The sequence below is a fragment of the Proteus sp. Marseille-Q3619 genome (genome assembly GCF_965283115.1).
This window is the reverse complement of the sequence record NZ_CBDIMP010000001.1, coordinates 2578240-2596313: the sequence shown is the minus strand read 5'-3', so window position 1 is coordinate 2596313 and position 18074 is coordinate 2578240. Positions and strand designations below refer to the sequence as shown.

The 18074-nt window shown below is 36.4% G+C and carries 13 protein-coding genes and 1 pseudogene; 6 read left to right on the top strand and 8 right to left on the bottom strand.

The window, feature by feature from the left end:
* Positions 1-36: 36 nt before the first annotated feature.
* The 4 genes from ACWPWK_RS11985 to dpaL all read right to left on the bottom strand — a co-directional run bounded on the left by ACWPWK_RS11985 (position 37) and on the right by dpaL (position 5499).
* On the bottom strand, positions 37-1311 hold the full coding sequence (locus ACWPWK_RS11985; protein WP_109372631.1) for an MFS transporter: 1275 nt from the start codon (positions 1309-1311) through the stop codon (positions 37-39).
* Between the two features lie 95 nt (positions 1312-1406).
* On the bottom strand, positions 1407-2993 hold the full coding sequence (locus tag ACWPWK_RS11980) for an N-acyl-D-amino-acid deacylase family protein (RefSeq protein ID WP_109372632.1): 1587 nt from the start codon (positions 2991-2993) through the stop codon (positions 1407-1409).
* A 72-nt stretch (positions 2994-3065) separates the two neighbouring features.
* A complete protein-coding gene (locus tag ACWPWK_RS11975; protein WP_109372633.1) occupies positions 3066-4250 on the bottom strand; it encodes a YgeY family selenium metabolism-linked hydrolase in 1185 nt (394 codons plus the stop codon).
* A 31-nt stretch (positions 4251-4281) separates the two neighbouring features.
* Positions 4282-5499: a diaminopropionate ammonia-lyase gene (dpaL, locus tag ACWPWK_RS11970; protein WP_098941318.1), complete on the bottom strand. Its 1218-nt coding sequence runs from the start codon at positions 5497-5499 to the stop codon at positions 4282-4284.
* Positions 5500-5863: 364 nt separating this feature from the next.
* Here dpaL and ACWPWK_RS11965 point away from each other — a divergent pair, with 364 nt between their 5' ends.
* The 5 genes from ACWPWK_RS11965 (at position 5864) to ACWPWK_RS11945 (ending at position 13226) form a co-directional block, all read left to right on the top strand.
* Positions 5864-7666, top strand: coding sequence for a sigma-54 interaction domain-containing protein (locus tag ACWPWK_RS11965; RefSeq protein ID WP_109372634.1), 1803 nt, complete (start codon positions 5864-5866; stop codon positions 7664-7666).
* Positions 7667-8311: 645 nt separating this feature from the next.
* Positions 8312-8884 carry a fimbrial protein gene (locus ACWPWK_RS11960; protein ID WP_109372635.1) on the top strand — a complete coding sequence of 191 codons (573 nt, stop codon included), beginning with the start codon at positions 8312-8314 and terminating at the stop codon, positions 8882-8884.
* A gap of 58 nt (positions 8885-8942) precedes the next feature.
* Positions 8943-9623: a fimbrial biogenesis chaperone gene (locus tag ACWPWK_RS11955; RefSeq protein ID WP_109372636.1), complete on the top strand. Its 681-nt coding sequence runs from the start codon at positions 8943-8945 to the stop codon at positions 9621-9623.
* A gap of 18 nt (positions 9624-9641) precedes the next feature.
* The gene (locus ACWPWK_RS11950) at positions 9642-12155 is read left to right on the top strand and encodes a fimbria/pilus outer membrane usher protein (protein ID WP_109372637.1); all 2514 of its coding nucleotides are present in this window, start codon (positions 9642-9644) and stop codon (positions 12153-12155) included.
* Positions 12156-12164: 9 nt separating this feature from the next.
* A complete protein-coding gene (locus ACWPWK_RS11945) occupies positions 12165-13226 on the top strand; it encodes a fimbrial protein (RefSeq protein ID WP_109372638.1) in 1062 nt (353 codons plus the stop codon).
* A 445-nt stretch (positions 13227-13671) separates the two neighbouring features.
* On the opposite strand, the pseudogene ACWPWK_RS11940 reads toward ACWPWK_RS11945, so the two are convergent.
* Positions 13672-13913 (bottom strand): annotated as a pseudogene (locus tag ACWPWK_RS11940) (tyrosine-type recombinase/integrase); the annotation flags it as partial.
* 377 nt (positions 13914-14290) lie between these two features.
* On the opposite strand from ACWPWK_RS11940, the gene ACWPWK_RS11935 reads away from it, so the two are divergent.
* The gene (locus tag ACWPWK_RS11935) at positions 14291-15445 is read left to right on the top strand and encodes a hypothetical protein (RefSeq protein WP_454208963.1); all 1155 of its coding nucleotides are present in this window, start codon (positions 14291-14293) and stop codon (positions 15443-15445) included.
* A 125-nt stretch (positions 15446-15570) separates the two neighbouring features.
* On the opposite strand, the gene ACWPWK_RS11930 is transcribed toward ACWPWK_RS11935, so the two are convergent.
* From ACWPWK_RS11930 to ACWPWK_RS11920, 3 genes are all read right to left on the bottom strand, one after another.
* Positions 15571-16395, bottom strand: coding sequence for a DUF932 domain-containing protein (locus ACWPWK_RS11930; protein WP_454208961.1), 825 nt, complete (start codon positions 16393-16395; stop codon positions 15571-15573).
* A gap of 66 nt (positions 16396-16461) precedes the next feature.
* Positions 16462-16887, bottom strand: a complete 426-nt coding sequence (locus ACWPWK_RS11925) for an antirestriction protein (protein WP_454208959.1) — start codon at positions 16885-16887, stop codon at positions 16462-16464.
* Between the two features lie 70 nt (positions 16888-16957).
* A complete protein-coding gene (locus tag ACWPWK_RS11920; RefSeq protein WP_311748140.1) occupies positions 16958-17848 on the bottom strand; it encodes a GTPase family protein in 891 nt (296 codons plus the stop codon).
* Between the last annotated feature and the right edge of the window lie 226 nt (positions 17849-18074).

Here is an 18074-nt window from a genome sequence, read left to right as displayed (position 1 = left end):
ACTTATTTAGATATAAATATTATTAATACTAATTAATTAAATTGCTGCTGGTGTATTTCGCATTTTAACAGTGAACGTCACAACAGCAGAGGCAACTAATGCAATTATCATAAACATAAATGCGCTGTCGTAACTACCACCACTCGCTTTAATTAAGAAGCCCATAACAGGTGCGGAAACAACACCCGCCATTTGACCACCGAAGTTAACAATCCCTGAAGCACGACCCATGATTTTATTTGGGATAGTATCCATTAAAATACCCCAGAACATTGCCATGGCGAAGAACATAAATAATGCTGAAATACACTGATATACAACCGCCATATCAGCACTTTCAACAGTATATGTCATATATAAGAAGCCAGCTGCAATCACTGCGGTAACCATATATAACCATTTACGCTGTGATTTACATTTATCAGAAACATAACCACCTAATAATGTACCACCAGCACCAAATAAGAATGGAATAGCCGCCATTACCCCTGTTTTAGCCAAAGAGAATTCACGAACAGTAATTAAATAACTTGGTAACCATGTTGAGAATCCCCAAAAGGTAATATCAAACAAAAACCAAATTGCTGCCATTTGCCACAGTACTGGCATCTTTAAAACATCTTTAAAGGGTACAGCTTCAACAGGTTTATCCGTTAATGTGCCATCTGCTGCTAGCTCATCGAGATCTTGCTGGGTAATACTTGGGTGATCTTTTGGATTATCACGAGTGAAAAAATAAATACCAGCTGCAATTAATAGGCCAGGAATACCTAAAACAATAAACACCATATGCCAGCCAAAAGCACCGATAATACTCGCCGCAACAATTACAGCTAATGCTGGCCCCAAGGTATTTACTGTTGATTGAATTGCCGTTGCACGACCACGCTCTTTAGATGGGAAATAAGTTGAGATCATTTTCCAAGAAGCCGATGGAAAACAACCTTCACCAATACCAAATAAGAATCGCACCGCTAACATTAACGGCAATGTAAACACCATCCCCGTTAAACTGGTGAAAACTGACCACCATGCAATGCCGATTGCCATAATTTTACGTGCGCCAAAGCGGTCAGCTAAGAAACCACCCGGTATTTGGAATGCCGCATAACCGACAAAGAACGCACTGATTATTAAGCCTTGTTGTGTGGTATCAAGATTCAGATCACGTCCAATAAAGGGTAATGAAACACTCATTACCATTCTATCTAAGAACGAAAGTAACCATGCTAACCAAATTAAGGATAAAACGGTGTAACGAGCTTTCCATGTTTTCTTCTGTTGAAGGTTTGGAATAATATTTGAACTCATTTTCCTGTTCCTCAGGTAAGGGGAAACCATCACGGTTGAAGAACAACCGTGATAAACAGAGATAAGGTTTAACGTTTAAGAGCGCTATTGTGCGGTTATGCTCTTAAAACATGGCCACTACAGGCGTAACTTTCGACCCCATTAATTAATGCGATACGACCATTGACCATCACCAAATCGAGCCCTTCTGGGTATTGGTTTGGTTCAACAAACGTGCCTTTATCAATAATGGTTTCAGGGTCGAACATCACAATATCTGCGGCATACCCTTCTTTAATTAAGCCTCTGTCGGTTAATCGAAGGACTTCAGCTGGTTTACCTGTCATTTTGCGGATAGCTTGTTCCCAAGTGAGGCATTTTTCTTCTCTGACGTATTTCCCTAAAACACGAGGGAATGCCCCAAATACACGAGGATGAGGCTTACCTGCTCCCATTAACCCATCAGTACAGACGTTTTGTTCAGGACGACATAAGAATTTGATAACGTGTTCTTCTGTACCGTAAAAATCCACCATTCCTACCGCATTTTCTTCTTCATATAGCAGATCGAAGGTTGCATTATATGGATCTTTACCTCTCAACTTGCCTAGTTCCACAAGGCTAAGTCCAACGGCATCTTGGTTTTTTTCTGTTTTAGAGCTAGTCACATAAATATTTTCTAACCCTGCGAAATCAATAAAGTTATCCCAACCTGGGATGCCTTTTTCGATATCTTCAATCATCTTTTTACGCAGTTCTGGAGAAGCTAAGCGTTCTAATAATTTCTCTGTACCTCCTGCGTGAACCCAAGGCGGTAAAATTACCCCAAGCATGGTACTGCCTGCCACATACGGATATTGGTCAAAAGAGATACGAATACCCTCTTTTTGTGCTTGATCTAACATGCCAAGCATTTCGTCGATTAATCCCCAGTTTTTCTTACCGCAAACCTTCATATGGGAAATATGCAACCAAACACCCGATGCTTTGGCGATATCAATAAGCTCTTGAGTCGACTGAATAATATCGTCAGCTTCACTACGCTGGTGAACAACAAAAATACCATTATGCTTTGCTGTAACCTTACAAAGTTCGATCATTTCAGCAGTATCACCAAAGGCGCAAGGCATATAAATCAGTCCTGTTGATAAACCAAACGCCCCTGCTTTTAATTCTCGCTCTAAGATTTCACACATCTTGGCGACATCTTCACGAGTAGAAGGATTACCTTCTAATCCCATGGCTTCCATTCGAATGTTGCCATGAGGAACAAGGTAAGCAAGATTCGTTGCAGAGCCTCTCGCTTCTAACATACCTAAGTAACCTTCGGTATTTTTAAAATGCCAATCAATGCTGTCAGAATCACCATCTAAACCCGCAATATTCTTGCGCCATGCTGAAATATATTGTTCTGGTAATGGTGCTAACGCGACACCATCTTGCCCTAACAATTCAGTAGTGATCCCTTGGCGGATTTTGGCGGATAAAGCGGGGTTAAGCAGAGCAGAAAGATCAGAGTGAGTATGAGTATCAATAAAACCGGGACAGACTATCTTCCCTGTTGCATCAATGATCTGATCATTCGTTTTTGCATCAAACTGACCGATTTTTATTATTTTTCCTTCATTAACCACAACATCAGCTTGAAATGCACTTGCCCCTGTTCCATCAATAACAGTGGCGTTTTTAAATATTGTTTTCATTCTGTTATTTCTCCAAAGAGCATCTGACTGTTTCGCCAGATACTCTTCTAGTAAGGATTTATTTCGTAAGAATTAAAGGTGATAAAGGCTGTTCATAATGCTGTAATAACCGCTCGCAGCACCTTTTAACTGTTCAATTTCAATATATTCATCAATGGTGTGCGCTAAGTTTTCTCGAGATGGGCCAAAACCAATGGTTTTAATACCTGCTTCACCCGCATAATGGCTACCATTAGTACAGAAAGAGTATTGTGTGACGGTAGGTTTAAAGCCAGACTCATGCAGCCCTTTTAAAACGCTTTGTACATAAGGATCGCTCTCTTCTAATACCCAACCAGGGAAGAAACGCTCACCTTCAATTATGGCGCCGGTATAGCATTTTTCCGTACCATAGGCATAAGAGACTTTAGCTTTAAAATCAGCATCTTGAGAAGCAAGTTCATCAATGGCTTTTTGTAATGGTGCAAGCACTTCTTCTTTAGTTTCACCCACTAATAAACGGCGATCGTAAGTGGCACGACAATATTCAGGTACGACAGAAGCGCCCGGATAAGGTGATGATTTAATATCCGTGAGTTCTAAGATCCCTTTTCCTAATACAGGATGAACGGAAGGGGTTAACGTTCTGATCTTCTCGATCAGTTTTGCCATTTTATAAACAGAGTTGATCCCTGCATCTGGATTGGCGGAGTGAGCAGGTTTGCCAAAGGTTTCAACAACAATTTCAGCACGACCACGTTGCCCAATTTTGAGGTTTAATTCGGAGGCTTCACCAATTACCACATAGTCTGGTTTATAACGTTCAGAAACGAGTCTTGCAGCAACGCCTTCAAAACACTCTTCATGCACAATGCAAGAAACATAAATACGACCAGCAAAATTGCGCTGATTATCTTGACCATAAAACCCAATCGCTGAAATCATGGCAGCGACGGCACCTTTCATATCACTGGTGCCGCGACCATAAATCTTGCCGTCTTTAATTTCTGCACCATAAGGTTTTTCTTTCCAGTCACGCTCACTCACCGGTACAGTATCGATATGACCATCAAAAACAAGGGTTTTCCCTGGGTGTTGACCTATAATTCCGCCAATGATATTGCCGTATTTATCAATATGAATGTCGTCAAAATCATAGTTTTTCATCATCCCTTCTATGACTTTAACAACGTTACCTTCTTCACCTGAATAGCTTTTTTGTTGGATTAATAATTGGCAATTCTTAATAACTTCATCAAATCGGTTTGCTGATAACATACTGTTCACTCCAAAAGACTTATTTGTTTTTTTAAAATTGTTTGAAGCTAGGCAACTCGCCATCCCACACGATATCGCGATAACGCTCAGGATCGGTGTCACCTTCAGTGCTTATCACAAGCACTCTTGCATTTTCATCTAATCCCAGCGCTTCTTTCGCACTCTGATAGACAGGTGATTGCATCAAAATAGAGAGCAAGCCTGTTGTCACAGCACCAGATTCACCAGAAATGATGTGCGGATCACCAGGTAAAGGGTTTCCTAAAATCCGCATTCCCCTCGTCGCAACAGCATCAGGGCAAGAGAAAAATGCCGCTGAATAATCGCGTAATAAATTCCAACCAATACTATTCGCTTCACCACAAGCAAGCCCTGCCATGACTGTTTGCAAATCCCCGCCAACAGGAATAGCATCCGCTTTCCCTGATACCGCAGATTGATATAAACAATCGGCAATACGTGCTTCAGCCACAATCACTTTCGGTGCTTGTTTGCCATAAGCAGCTGTTACCATGCCTTGCACCATACCCGCAAAAGAGCCCACACCGGCTTGCACAAAAATATGCGTCGGGGGAACTTCATGTAATTGTGCAAGAGATTCCAGCATTAAAGTGCCATAGCCTTGCATGATCCAAAGGGGGATCTCTTCATAGCCATCCCATGCAGTGTCTTGAACCACTATCCAGCCATATTTTTCAGCCATTTCAGCCGTCATTCTCACTGCATCGTCATAGTTCATATCAACGATTTCAGCGACTGCACCTTCACGCAAAATGGCATCTAAACGTTCTTGTGATGATCCTTTTGGCATATAGACCACCGCTTTTTGCTTTAACTGTCTTGCCATCCAAGCAACACCACGTCCATGATTCCCGTCAGTGGTTGTCGCAAAAGTGACGCCATTTAACTTTTTCCTGATCTCATCACTGATCATTACCTCATAAGGTAATTCACTTATGTCCATTTCGAGGAAATCAGCAATATGGCGAGCCATCGCATAAGCACCACCCAACGCTTTAAATGCTTTTAAACCAAAACGGAAAGACTCATCTTTAAGATATAACTCACCAACCCCTAAGGTTTTGGCTAACTGGGGTAAATGAAATAACGGTGTAGGTGCGTATCCTGGAATAGTTCTATGAAAATCTAACGCTTTGACTAACTCTTCATAACGAAAAGGGGCAAGCTCAGCGGTTGGTTTTCGCGTAAATGAACTTTGGTTAATCAGGTACTGCAATTGCTCCTGCATGGAATTACCTCTTAATCACACTTTAAAATTCGCGATAACCCAATATCGCAATTAATCGGAATACATAGGGTTATCTCCTATATCGCAATATGTATGCCAACTCATTCAAAAAGCATTTAATAAAGACACAACCATTTGATTTAAAATATATTTATTGTTTTAACGATTAAGAGATGAAATTAATGATGCAGAAAAGCTGTGATCTAGGCGGTTTTATTTAGGTGATAAATTATCAATAATAAGAAACTGTGTGAACTTTATACAAAAAACACATAACTAGCTAATAAATAATAATTAAATTTAATACTCTAAATGCGAAGTGATAATTTATTATCAATATTGATAATTTTAAGGTGAGAATGTGATGCACTCATTACTAAGTACTCTACAAGATGAAATCAGCAAGTACACCGATGCCATTGCAGGTATCACTGGTACCGATGTTGAAATTATTGATAACAACTTGGTTCGTATTGCAGGTACAGGGCGTTATCGCTATATGCTCAATCAAGATGTCTCTAGTAATGGGCATATTTATCGCCATGTACTGCAAGTACAAAAAACCATTTTGATTGAAGATCCCAAAGAAAATAGCCTGTGCCAACTGTGTCAAAACCGATTAACTTGCACTGAAGAACTTGATCTCAATGCCCCTATTTTCCTGAATAATCAAGTTATTGGCGTAATAGGGATTATTTGTTCTAATCGAGAACAAAAAATGTTTTTGATGAAACAAAAACAAGCCTTTATCACCTTTATCGAACAGTTTTCGGAGATGATTTCAAGTCGTATTTTTGAATGTCTTGAAAGGCTTAGAGAGAAAGAGCGATTTGGGACTTTTAGAAACTTGATTGATGTGATGGATAGAGGTGTAATTGCAATCGATAGCCAAAATAAAATTTGGCATGCCAATCTTTCTGCTCTACGTTTTTTTGATTGTGAATTAATTGGGCAATCTCTTGATATCGATATGACTGGCGATATTCTTTATGGTGATGAAGAAGCATGGCTAATATTAAATCAACAACGCTATCATGTTCTGTGTAAAAAAATCACCTTTTCATCTGTTGATAATGACCAACTCACAATGGTTATCTTCCATGATGCCCGCGATTATATGACACAGGTGAATACCTTATCGGTTGATGAAAATCCTCACTCTCCTTTAATTGGCAACTCACAAAATATGCTCCAATTAAAAAGCATGTTAAGTAAAGTTGCTGTTAGTCACGCCAGCGTACTTATCACCGGAGAAAGCGGTTCAGGTAAAGAAGTGGTTGCTTACACTATTCACCAACAAAGCCTACGCACAAAACAGCCTTTTATTACCATTAACTGCGCAGCTATCCCAGAACAACTGCTAGAAAGTGAGCTTTTTGGTTATGTCCGCGGTGCATTTAGTGGTGCTGATCCTAAAGGACGTATTGGTAAATTTGAATTAGCACATGGTGGAAGCCTATTCCTAGATGAAATTGGAGATATGCCTTTACATCTACAAGCCAAGCTTTTACGTGTTCTTCAAGAAAAAAGCATCACTCGTGTTGGCTCTAATAATATGATCAATATTGATGTAAGGATCATTGCTGCCACCAACAAAGATCTACGTGAAATGGTAAATAAAGGACAATTTCGTGAAGATCTGTTTTATCGCCTCAATGTTGTTCCGATCCATACACCTGCATTACGTGATCACCGAGAAGATATTGCAGAACTTGCACAATTCTTTGCTGATGATCTGGCTTCAACCTATCAACGGCCTGTTGCAAAGATCCCCAACGTTGTTATTAACTACTTATATTCCTATGATTGGCCGGGCAATATCAGAGAGCTACGTAATGTGATTGAATATATGTATGTTATGCAAGGCGATACAGTGGATTTGAACCTCAGCCACCTTCCACCTTATTTGTTAGAAACACCTCATTCTGATCCTTTAGAAAAAGAAAAAACCAGTGGTATCTATACAGCAGCTAAAACAGATAATAAAGATAAAAATCAACCGTTAAACGCACAAGAATTTCTCAAAACTCAAAACCAGACATCAGAGTATCAAACCATTATGAACATATTAGAAAAAACAGGGACAACATTAGAAGGAAAGAAGAAAGCGGCAGAAATTTTAGGGATAAGCATTGCTACTCTATATAGGAAAATAAAAATACGATAAAAGGTATTTAAGATGAAGTTTTGAATATTAATAATTTAATCAATAGATTTAATTTAATATAGGGTACTTAATAAGAATTATTTTCATTAATTACTCTCTATATATTATTAGAAACCATTCTTTTAATGACTAGCTTTTATAAAGTATTGTCATCATCATATTTTAAACTTAATAGAATTTGTAACTAAATATATTTTCCATAAAGTAAATTTAAACTATCACGTTTTATCCACAACTCCCCGCAAAAGCATAACCAATTGAAAATAAATAATAAAAAAATTAAATCTATTATCTTATTAATGATTTTTTCATATTACATTAGCAAATTTTGTAACACTGTGCATGAGACACCAAAAAATAAACTACATATAATCCGTTTACACAAAAACTGAAGTGAATTTTCATATTAAATTTTAATATTAATGATAAAAAGCAAAATAATGAAAATGCTTTTCAAATTTCATGATTAATACTAAAAACCTATTTTATTAAGATTATATTTACTATTAAGTTAATCTGTTCAACGTGCTTATATTGCACTGTACCTTTAATTGATTAAGAAATAGTAATAACAGACTAATTGTAAAAAATAGCGATTAATATGATTTATTAAATACTTTTTATATCAATCACTAGGGGTTAAAAATGCCTATTTTAACAAAAAAACTGCTTCCAATGGCTTTTCTTATTTCAGCAATAACGGCAAGTGCAACAGTTTCCGCTGATGAGCAAACAGGACAAATTTCTTTTTCAGGTTTAATTTATTCATCTACTTGCACTATTGATATTAATGGCTCTGGCTCTGACGGTAACGTTAATATGGGACGTTATGCAACAAGTGAATTTGATCGTACCGGTAGTGAAGTTGGCGGAGCTAATGGTAATGGTAAATTAGATATCTCTTTAATTAATTGCCCACCACAAGGTACTGTAAAATTAAAGCTAGAAGGTAAAACAGATAGTAGCTCAGATCAAATCTTAGCCTTAGATGATCCTAATGGTTCGAATACAGCAAAAAATGTTGGTATCCATATTTATGATAGAGATGATTTAAGCACACCTTTCGATCTCAATATAACGAGAGAATATAAAATTAAAGATACGGGTGATCTTAAATCTAAAACACTTTATTTTGTTGCTAAATACGTTAGTACAAGCAATAACGTAGAAGCTGGCCGTGCTGATGCAACATTGAATTATACATTGACTTATCAATAATAAAAAATCGCAGGTTAATAATTCTGTTAACCTGCTTTTATTAAAAAGGTATTTACCGATGAAATTTAAAAAAACACTTTTAGGACTGGGGTTAATATTCAGCTCAATAACATCAAGCTTTGCTGGATTTGGTTTAGAAACAACTCGCGTTGTTTATAATGAAACAAATAAAAATGAAGGTTTTGTTGCATTTAACAGTGATAAAAATACTAATTATTTATTACAATCCTGGGTTGAAGATCTCAATGGCAAACTCACTCAAGATTTTGTGATCACTCCACCATTAATTAAATTAATGTCGCAACAAAAAAATACACTACAAGTTACTAAAAATACAACACTGCCTAATGATATTGAATCCATGTATTGGATCAATGTTAAGTTTGTCGCACCAAGCAATGAAAATTTAGAAAATGTTTTGCGTTATTCAATGACAAATAGAATTAAGTTGATTTACAGACCACAATCTCTAAAAAATGACAATATTGAAAAAGAAATCAAAGAGTTAAAATGGTCATCAAAGAATAACAATCTTGTAGTATCAAATAGCTCACCTTATTTTATTAATATTAGCAAACTCTTTATTGATGGAAGAGAGATTGAACAATTACCTAGTTTTCTTCCGCCAAAATCAGAAACCACTATTAGCGTTAACAAAACATTATCGGGTAAAGAAAAAATAAAATTATTTTATATCGACGATTTTGGAAAAAACCTTCCAATGGAATTCGAATTATAATAAGAAATATTATTCAATATGAAAAAGATAAAGGATAATTATTTTAATAAATCGCCACTCTATTTATTTATTGCTGGCGCTTTATTCGCTTCTTTTAATACATCAGCAAATGACTATTATCCTGCTAATCTATTAAATATTGAAGGAAGCACTCAACAAGTGACAAATGAAGATCTAAATGTCTTTAGAGAGAATAATATCGCCCCAGGTCACTATAAAGTGACTCTTTTTATCAATGATAATCGCGTATTAACACGCGACTTTGATTTTATTTTGATGAAAAATAAAGAGGGTAACTCAATATTAGCGCCACGTCTTTCAGCAGAAGAGTGGTATAAAGCTGGTGTTGATCTTCCTTATGATGTGATTAATAAAAACAAAAATAATGATTTTATTAATCTTAACGAGATCAATAATGCGAACGGCTATTTAGATTTAAATAGAAAACAATATGTTCTAACATTACCACAATTATATGTTAATGAAGATAGATTAAAAGAAAATGAAATAAAAAACTGGGATTCAGGTATTCCTGCATTATTAGTTAATTACGCATTATCTTCATTTAATAGTCGTAGTCAGGGTAATACGACAGATAGCTATTATGGCAACATTCAAACCCAAGTTAATTTAGGTCCTTGGCGTTTTAATAACTATTCAACCTGGACAAAGAATGAAAATGGCGAGAAAAAATGGAATACATTGAGTAATGTTCTTTCCAGAGCGATCACCAGTATTAATAGTGAATTAATGATGGGTGATCTCTATACCTCTTCACAGCTCTTTGATTCAGTAAAATTTAGAGGAATTAAATTAGTCACCGATAGACTAATGACACCGACACAAAATAGAACCTATGCACCTAGCGTTTCGGGTATTGCTAATACAGAATCTATCGTCACTATCACCCAAAATGGCCAAGTTATTTATAAACGCAGTGTGCCCGCTGGACCTTTTAATATTACTGATTATTATCCGATGAACAGCGGCGGAGATTTACATGTCAGCGTTACTGAAGCGGATGGCTCTGAAAAGAATTTTATTGTGCCTTTCTCCTCTATTGCCAATCTAGAAAGAAAAGGTGAATTAAAATATAGCTTCTCAACGGGTAAATACGACGGTAATAATAGCGGGGATGGCGCTTATGTTGTTCAGACCGAAGCTTTCTATGGTTTAACTGACTATGTCACCCTTTATGGCGGCGTACTTATTGGTGAAAAATATCAATCTGTTGGTGTGGGTACTGGGGTAAATTTAGGTAGCTACGGCGCGATCACCACTGATTTATTGTATGCGAAATCTTCCACTAACAATGGCAATGATTCATTACATGGCAATGCTTTTAGAGTTAATTATTCTAAAAATATATCAGTCACAGATACGACTCTTTCGTTAGTCGGTTATCGTCACTTCGATGCCAATTTTCTCAATTTTACTCAAGCGATGGAATACAAAGACAGCAAATACCATCCAAGCAATGGGTTAAAAAATGAATATACGCTCTCGATTAATCAACCTTTATTTTCTAATAACGCTTCGATTAATTTAAATTCAGTTATTTATAAGTACGTTAGTGGTAAAACCGTTCATTCTTATAATATGGGTTTTAATAGCGCTATTAATAAAGTTAACTATAGCGTTTATTACACTTATTACGATGGTAGTCGTTATAGCGAGAGTAATAAAAAAAATAGTCATGATTTGAGTATGAATGTCAGTATTCCTTTTTCATGGAATGAAAACTACATTTGGGCTAATTACGGTATATCAACGAACAATGATAACCAAGTATTACAGACCGCACGTTTAAGTGGAACCTATGGTGATAAAAACCAAGCAAACTGGGATGTTTATCAAGGCTATGGTAATAAAGGTGTTAATTATAGCGGTGGTTTAAATGGCTCTTATAAAACACAAAGCGCCGTTGTTAATGCAGGTTATTCGTATACTCAAGATAAGCAAAATATTAACTACGGTGTTAGTGGTGCATTAGTTGCAACACAATATGGCGCAGTATTCGCCCCTTCATTGCAACAAACAAATGCATTAATACTGACTAAAAATACCTCTGGTGTAGAAGTCATTAATGGTCAGTCTATTAAAACGAATAATAGTGGATTAGCAGTTGTTTCTGGAATGTCGCCTTACCAAAAAAATAGCATTAGTGTTAATACCAATTCTATTCCGAGTGATACTGAAATTTCGAATAATATTATTAGTAATATTGTTCCAACAAAAGGTGCTTTAGTACTGGCTGATTTCGATGCTAAAAAAGGCTTTAAATTCCTACTGACATTACAAACGCCAGATAAAAGTACCATCCCTATGGGTGCTAAAGCTGAGATTGATAACGATGATACGCAATTAGTCGCAAGCTTCCATCAACTCTATTTTGTTGCCAATAAACCACAAGGCAATATTCAAGTTTCGTGGACAATTAATGGTGAGCAAAAAACCTGCAATGCAACTTATGACATTAATAATAAAGCGCCAGTTAATGGTTTATATATTTTAGATACTGAGTGTAAATAAGGAAATAAAATGACTAACTTAAAAAATAAAATGAATAAATTATTATTTCTAATTTTTATTCTTAGTTTATCTACCCTCTCTTTTTACAGTCATGCCGCGCCTGATTGTGTCAATAATGGCGGTATTAAACATGGCACGATGGATGCCAGAGGCGGTACCATTGAACTAAAAGGAATGATTAAAAAGAATCAGGAAGTGGCTCGTTTTACATTTAAACGTGATGGTTCAGATGTCGCAGTCGCAGATTGCCCAGATGGCGCTGAGTTCTATGCTTATGCAACATATAGCGAAGCCAGTGGCGTAATGCCAACCTATTATATGGATATCGATGGCAGACCTGCTTATTATGTTGTACGTAACGGTCATATTACAGGCTTAGATGATTATGCTTATGTTTTAATTGAAAATGAGTCAGGTTTGTCATTTAGAAGTCAGCCAGGACAAGAAGTTCCTGTTAATAGCCCTAAACTTAATACAAGGGATGCTACCGTTATTGTTTACTCCACCAAAGATAACCCTAAATCCCAGCGTTTTACGACTCAATATATTGGCTCTATATTAATTAATCGCTTTAATTCAGGTGGCGGCACAACGGCTGTTGGTTTTAGTTATCGTCTATCTGTAAATATTATTAGCGCGCCAACATCTTGTAGTGCAGAAAATACGAACCTTGAAATGAATTTGCCTAAAATGCCTATTACTGCATTTTCTAGCATTGGGTTTCCTCGTGATAATCAATATGCTGAAGATAATCTGAGAATAAATTGCACAGGTAATGCTTCCGCTAAAATTAAGCTAATGGCGCATAACACCACAAGTTACGACGGGCAAAAAACCATTATCAAACCTGATAATGAAGGCGACAGTAATAATGCCAAAGGTGTAGGATTTGTTGTTTCATCCCCTTCAAGTGGTGATACGGTGTTAATTAATAACCAGTTTGTTCCACTGGCTGATTTAACCAGTGGCAGCAATAGCGTACCACTAAAAGCAGAATATTATCGTTATGGTGATGATATTAAACCCGGCAAACTTAATGCCACTGCAAATTTTGTATTGGAGTTTAATTAGTTATTACTGCGCATTGTATGCTATTAATCAAAAAAGGGAATTTTTCTGTTATTTCGAATCAAGTGGACAAACAAAACCAGTTAATGAAGATGATAACACCATAAAATTACAATTCACTGTACCTGAGAGGCAATTTATTGCAAAAGAGTATCTAGTGGGAAGCATTAAAGTTCCCTTTTAAAAAAGCCTATTTGAGATGGAATTAAAAATGCGTTTAGACCATTTCGATTATCCCAATCAAGGAGGAACGAGTTTATGTGGCTCTGCTGTATTTTTTTATTATCTACTCAGAAATAGACTTTATATATATGAATAAGCAGCAAAAGTACTGTGGCAATATGGAAAAAAATTGGCGAGCTAGAAATAGCACTTAACAAAGGCTGTCGTAATCCTAATGGCTATTTCTATAATACTTTTGGCTCAGTTATTTCAGGACTTGATTGGGTAATCCAGACTCAATCAACGAGCTACACGCCATTGTTCTAAAACCATGTCCGCAAACTTCGTTTTATTTTCATAGCCCATCACACGTAATGCGTTATTTACCGTGTTTTCACTCATAGGTTTTCTTGGATTATGATCGCCGATAAAGATCAGTTCGTGGTTGCCGCTGAATTGGTAGATCTACTTTAAGATCTCAATGGCTTGTCTGCTTAAAGACACTAAGTGAGGAGTATGCATTTTTGAATCGTGATGAAGTATTTATCTCCTCACATTCAGCAGAAGGATGCTTTGAAAAACCGAAAGGTAGGTAACGCCCTATAAATCATAAACTTTAAGTATAAAAAAAGACGCTTTTAGCGTCTGATTTTTGGTGCGAAGGCCGGACTCGCTCTTAATGGTCAATACATTGTTTTTGTTGTAAATAAATTTAAATTAATTTTTTTATATACTTAAATGTATACTCACCGACTAAAATCATTAAAGAACAGGTATAATGCTTAAGACTATGAAACCCGCTTTTTAATAACTTAAATACAATTTTGTTTTGGCATAATTACTAGCTCTTGTATGGTAAAATGATATCACAAGGAAATACCTATGATAATGACTAGAGGATTCTTATGGATATCAACGAGCTTCAGTATAGTACCTTAACTGATGAAAATGGTGTACCCATTATCTATGCAAAAGAGTGCTTATCTTTTCCTGATGAAATATCGTTTCCAATCGCAAAAAAAGAAGATCTAAGTAAGATTAGTAACTTAGTCTCGCAGTCCATGCAAGGGGTTATCAATACAAGTGGACGTACCATTGAGCTTGTATTTAAACCTGAAATTCAAAAAGGCCTAAAAGATGGCTCACTAAGAATGATGCAAACCAAAACGGGTGAAGTACTCGCTGATGCAGTTCACAGCAGTGGAGCTAAAGTTGGAAGAATAGCTGGGAAAGGTCGAATAGTAGAAGCAGGAAAACTAAAACAACTAGCCACTGGCTCTTTTCAGCTAATGAGTTTAATTGTGGCTCAAGCTCATCTAGCCGATATCAATAAAAACTTAACAGATATAAAAATAGCAGTTAATAGTTTAAGAGACAAAATTGATAGTCATAATGCAGCAGAAGTTGAAGGCCGCATCGATTACCTTCAAGGAATTATTGAAAAGATGCAACGTGGTGATTTTGACTATGAAATGTCTTTGCAGATAAAAGTTAAAATTGAAGATATTGTTGCTGATGCCTTTGTATTACAAGCAAAGCTATTAGCTGATCTACAAAATATTAAAAATGAAGTAGCTAGCTTAACGAATCTAGATACTTTTGGGACAGGTGATACCTACCAAAAATTGAAGGAAATATCAGAGCAGATTCCCCCTTTAATTACTCGCCGCAATGTTTTTCTTAAGATGGCATCACTATTAGCATATATACAAGCCTGTATTGATCCATTAAGTAAAGATTTTAGCCAATTTGATTTAAAGAAAGACGTTTGGAATGCTACTTTAAGTAACCTTATTGAAACCATAGCCACAAAAGCTAATAATTTGTTATCTAAAGCCAAGTTTAACAGTGACGAAATTCTTAGCCTTCGCCGCAGTTTCATTCTTAACACGCTAGAATTAATTAATAATAGTGCAACCAATAATTACGAGCAATTTGAAAACTCATTGGTTAAACTTAAAAATAATCATCAAAAAGTCTTATCACAAAATGGTAAATTACGACTTGTCGTTAGTCATGACGATAATGGACATATACAACGAGCAGCTATCGTTGATTAATAATTAACAATATACATTCAATGTTATTTTATCTAAGTCCTATGCGTAAAGTGACATTTGATTACAAAGGCATACCATCGATATTTTAGTCGACGTTATGCCTTTTATAACGTCATAAATCTAAATCAATCGCCAAAATGCTCATACATCTTTTCAGTCATCACCCACAGAGCTTTATTCAATTTGATATCACCATCAATACCATTCACTGAACGAGTACGAGCGCGCTTGCCTTTCACATTCCTACCCGACAATCCACCTTTGATTAAATTCTCCTGCAAACGTTGATATACCGTCCACAAATCATCTTTCTTATCCTCCCAACGACGAGGTTGTAATACTTGGTCCTCAGTAATTGGTTGATGCTCCTCGCCATAACGATACGTAAGTGCAGCTTGCGCTAAGGCTTGCTGTGCTGGTGGCGGTAACAATAACGATTGCATTTGTTCTCGCTTTTCAGCGACAGCATCAAAGGTTTCTAATACTTCATAAGCCCCTTCAATCACTTTACCGACGACATCGCCTTTATGAGGTACACGCACCTCACCAAAGGTATCTCCGCACACTAGCCCATTTTGACACACCGCTCTAAATAGCCCCGGTAACATTTGATAACTGCTTGAACCATCATGGCTATTGAGTAAGATAATTTCAGGTACTTGTATTCCTGTAATTTGGTCATGTCGCCGAAGTCTTAACATATGCTTGGTATGCTCTCGACGACTGATATCACGTACCCGAGTTTGACAAGCAAAGAACGGATAGAATCCTTCTTTTTGAAGGCTATCGAGTAATGTAATGGTAGGGATATAGGTATAACGGTCACTTCTCGACTCATGTCTTTCTTCAGAGAAAACACTCGGTACAGTACGGAATAATTCTTCCATCGTTAATGGGCGGTCACGACGAATACTGTTGGCACGCCCAAAGCGTGAGGCTAATCGACTCATGGTTAATTTCCTTTAAAATAAATAAGATAGATAAGACTAGAAGTGTGATTTAAGAAGGAAGGAAAGCTAATCAATTAAATGGAAAATAGTTGAGCTTTCAGGATGTTGAATGGCGTAGTCACGAAGTTGGTAGAAACGTTCAACTAGAATTTCGCTCTCTGTTTTAAATGACCAAAGACTAAAGACAATTAAGCAGATTGCTATTCCTACTGCTTCAGGGCTCAGGATAGCTTCATTGCCGTTATGAGGATTAAATAAGGTTACTTCTTTTTCCACCAGCGCTGGATAAATAAATGCACCTTGATTTGACAGAACACAGTACTCCCAAAATGCCCCGTAGTACTCATCACAAAAGCTATCCATCAAATGAAATATCTGGCTTTCAAGCTTAATCCACAAAGGAACTGTTCGGAAATACTGAAACCAAAAATTATCTCTTTGTTGTGAAGAAATCACATTTTTCGTAATAGGATATAATTCATCTAAAGTCATCTTCTTACTCCTAATAGTAGAAACAAAAAACGCGAGCTAAAGCTCGCGTCATTAAAGTGTTTATCAGTATTTAAAATAGCCATCGCCAAAATGAAACAGCCACCGAGACAAGCCTTTCTTTAACATGATTCATAACCTGCTTAACGGGCTTTGGGACAGGTAAAATCTCAATGAGCTCTTCCACTAAGTCGCCAACGGCATGACCAAAATCGTGTTTAGCGGATGAAATCACCGTATCTGAGCAATAGTCTGTTTTCAATTGTCTTGCAATGGCACTACTTGCTTTGGTTGGTAACGCTTGTATTAAGGTTTCAGCTAGTTTATCAAGTTGATAATTTTCGTTAGCCGAAATAGCAATAACTGGATTAATGGGGTTAAATGCCTGCTGTACCTGACACATTTTTTCCAATAAATGTTTTTGCTGTTGCTTAGATGGTTGTTGCTGGTGGATATCCCATTCACGGCAAGGCTCTATTTTATCGGCTTGATTGAGTATGAATAAAAATCGTTCAGGTGCGTAATGACAATGTTCCACTAAGTATTGATAGAAGGCTTCATCAGCTGACCATGCCCTTTCATCAGCTTTTAATATCCATAAAATGAAGTCTAACTCAGGTAATAGAGATTGATAAAGCTGTTGATATTCTTTGTCATAATCACGTGATTCTCCCACACCAGGAAAATCGATAAAGGTAATATCACGTCCAGATAAGGATAGTGTTAATCGCTGAGCTGAACGAGTACAACCACTAACGGCACTGACAGGCGATACTGTTGATTGAAATAAAGCATTGCACAAACTAGATTTACCAACACCCGTTTTACCCATTAAACCAATTGTAGGTGAATAATTAATAAGCTTGGTTAATTTATGCTTTATTTGATACTTAATTGAGTGAGGTAATGGAGAAAGAACAGATTCAAATGGCGAAATCTCTTTAAATATATCTTTATTTTTCATATATAATTCCTAATATCTGAATAAATTATTTACAATTTCCACATCAGTAATATATATTTCAGATTTATTAGAAATAGAATTTTTGTTACTTTTTATTTAAATCACCTTGGTATATTATTTTTCCTTTTGTGAAGTTATTTAATCCTGGTATCTTGATATATTGCTTTGATATACATAGTAGATAATCTTTGTGATAAGCTTTATTTATCTTTACCTTCTCTATTTT

Excerpts from the sequence above, each read along its gene's own strand:
- ACWPWK_RS11920 (WP_311748140.1), bottom strand. The coding sequence starts at position 17,848 with ATGAAAAATAAAGATATATTTAAAGAGATTTCGCCATTTGAATCTGTT.
- ACWPWK_RS11945 (WP_109372638.1), top strand. The coding sequence starts at position 12,165 with ATGACTAACTTAAAAAATAAAATGAATAAATTATTATTTCTAATTTTT.
- ACWPWK_RS11985 (WP_109372631.1), bottom strand. The coding sequence starts at position 1,311 with ATGAGTTCAAATATTATTCCAAACCTTCAACAGAAGAAAACATGGAAA.
- ACWPWK_RS11935 (WP_454208963.1), top strand. The coding sequence starts at position 14,291 with ATGGATATCAACGAGCTTCAGTATAGTACCTTAACTGATGAAAATGGT.
- ACWPWK_RS11950 (WP_109372637.1), top strand. The coding sequence starts at position 9,642 with ATGAAAAAGATAAAGGATAATTATTTTAATAAATCGCCACTCTATTTA.
- ACWPWK_RS11960 (WP_109372635.1), top strand. The coding sequence starts at position 8,312 with ATGCCTATTTTAACAAAAAAACTGCTTCCAATGGCTTTTCTTATTTCA.
- dpaL (WP_098941318.1), bottom strand. The coding sequence starts at position 5,499 with ATGCAGGAGCAATTGCAGTACCTGATTAACCAAAGTTCATTTACGCGA.
- ACWPWK_RS11980 (WP_109372632.1), bottom strand. The coding sequence starts at position 2,993 with ATGAAAACAATATTTAAAAACGCCACTGTTATTGATGGAACAGGGGCA.
- ACWPWK_RS11955 (WP_109372636.1), top strand. The coding sequence starts at position 8,943 with ATGAAATTTAAAAAAACACTTTTAGGACTGGGGTTAATATTCAGCTCA.
- ACWPWK_RS11930 (WP_454208961.1), bottom strand. The coding sequence starts at position 16,395 with ATGAGTCGATTAGCCTCACGCTTTGGGCGTGCCAACAGTATTCGTCGT.
- ACWPWK_RS11975 (WP_109372633.1), bottom strand. The coding sequence starts at position 4,250 with ATGTTATCAGCAAACCGATTTGATGAAGTTATTAAGAATTGCCAATTA.
- ACWPWK_RS11925 (WP_454208959.1), bottom strand. The coding sequence starts at position 16,887 with ATGACTTTAGATGAATTATATCCTATTACGAAAAATGTGATTTCTTCA.
- ACWPWK_RS11965 (WP_109372634.1), top strand. The coding sequence starts at position 5,864 with ATGCACTCATTACTAAGTACTCTACAAGATGAAATCAGCAAGTACACC.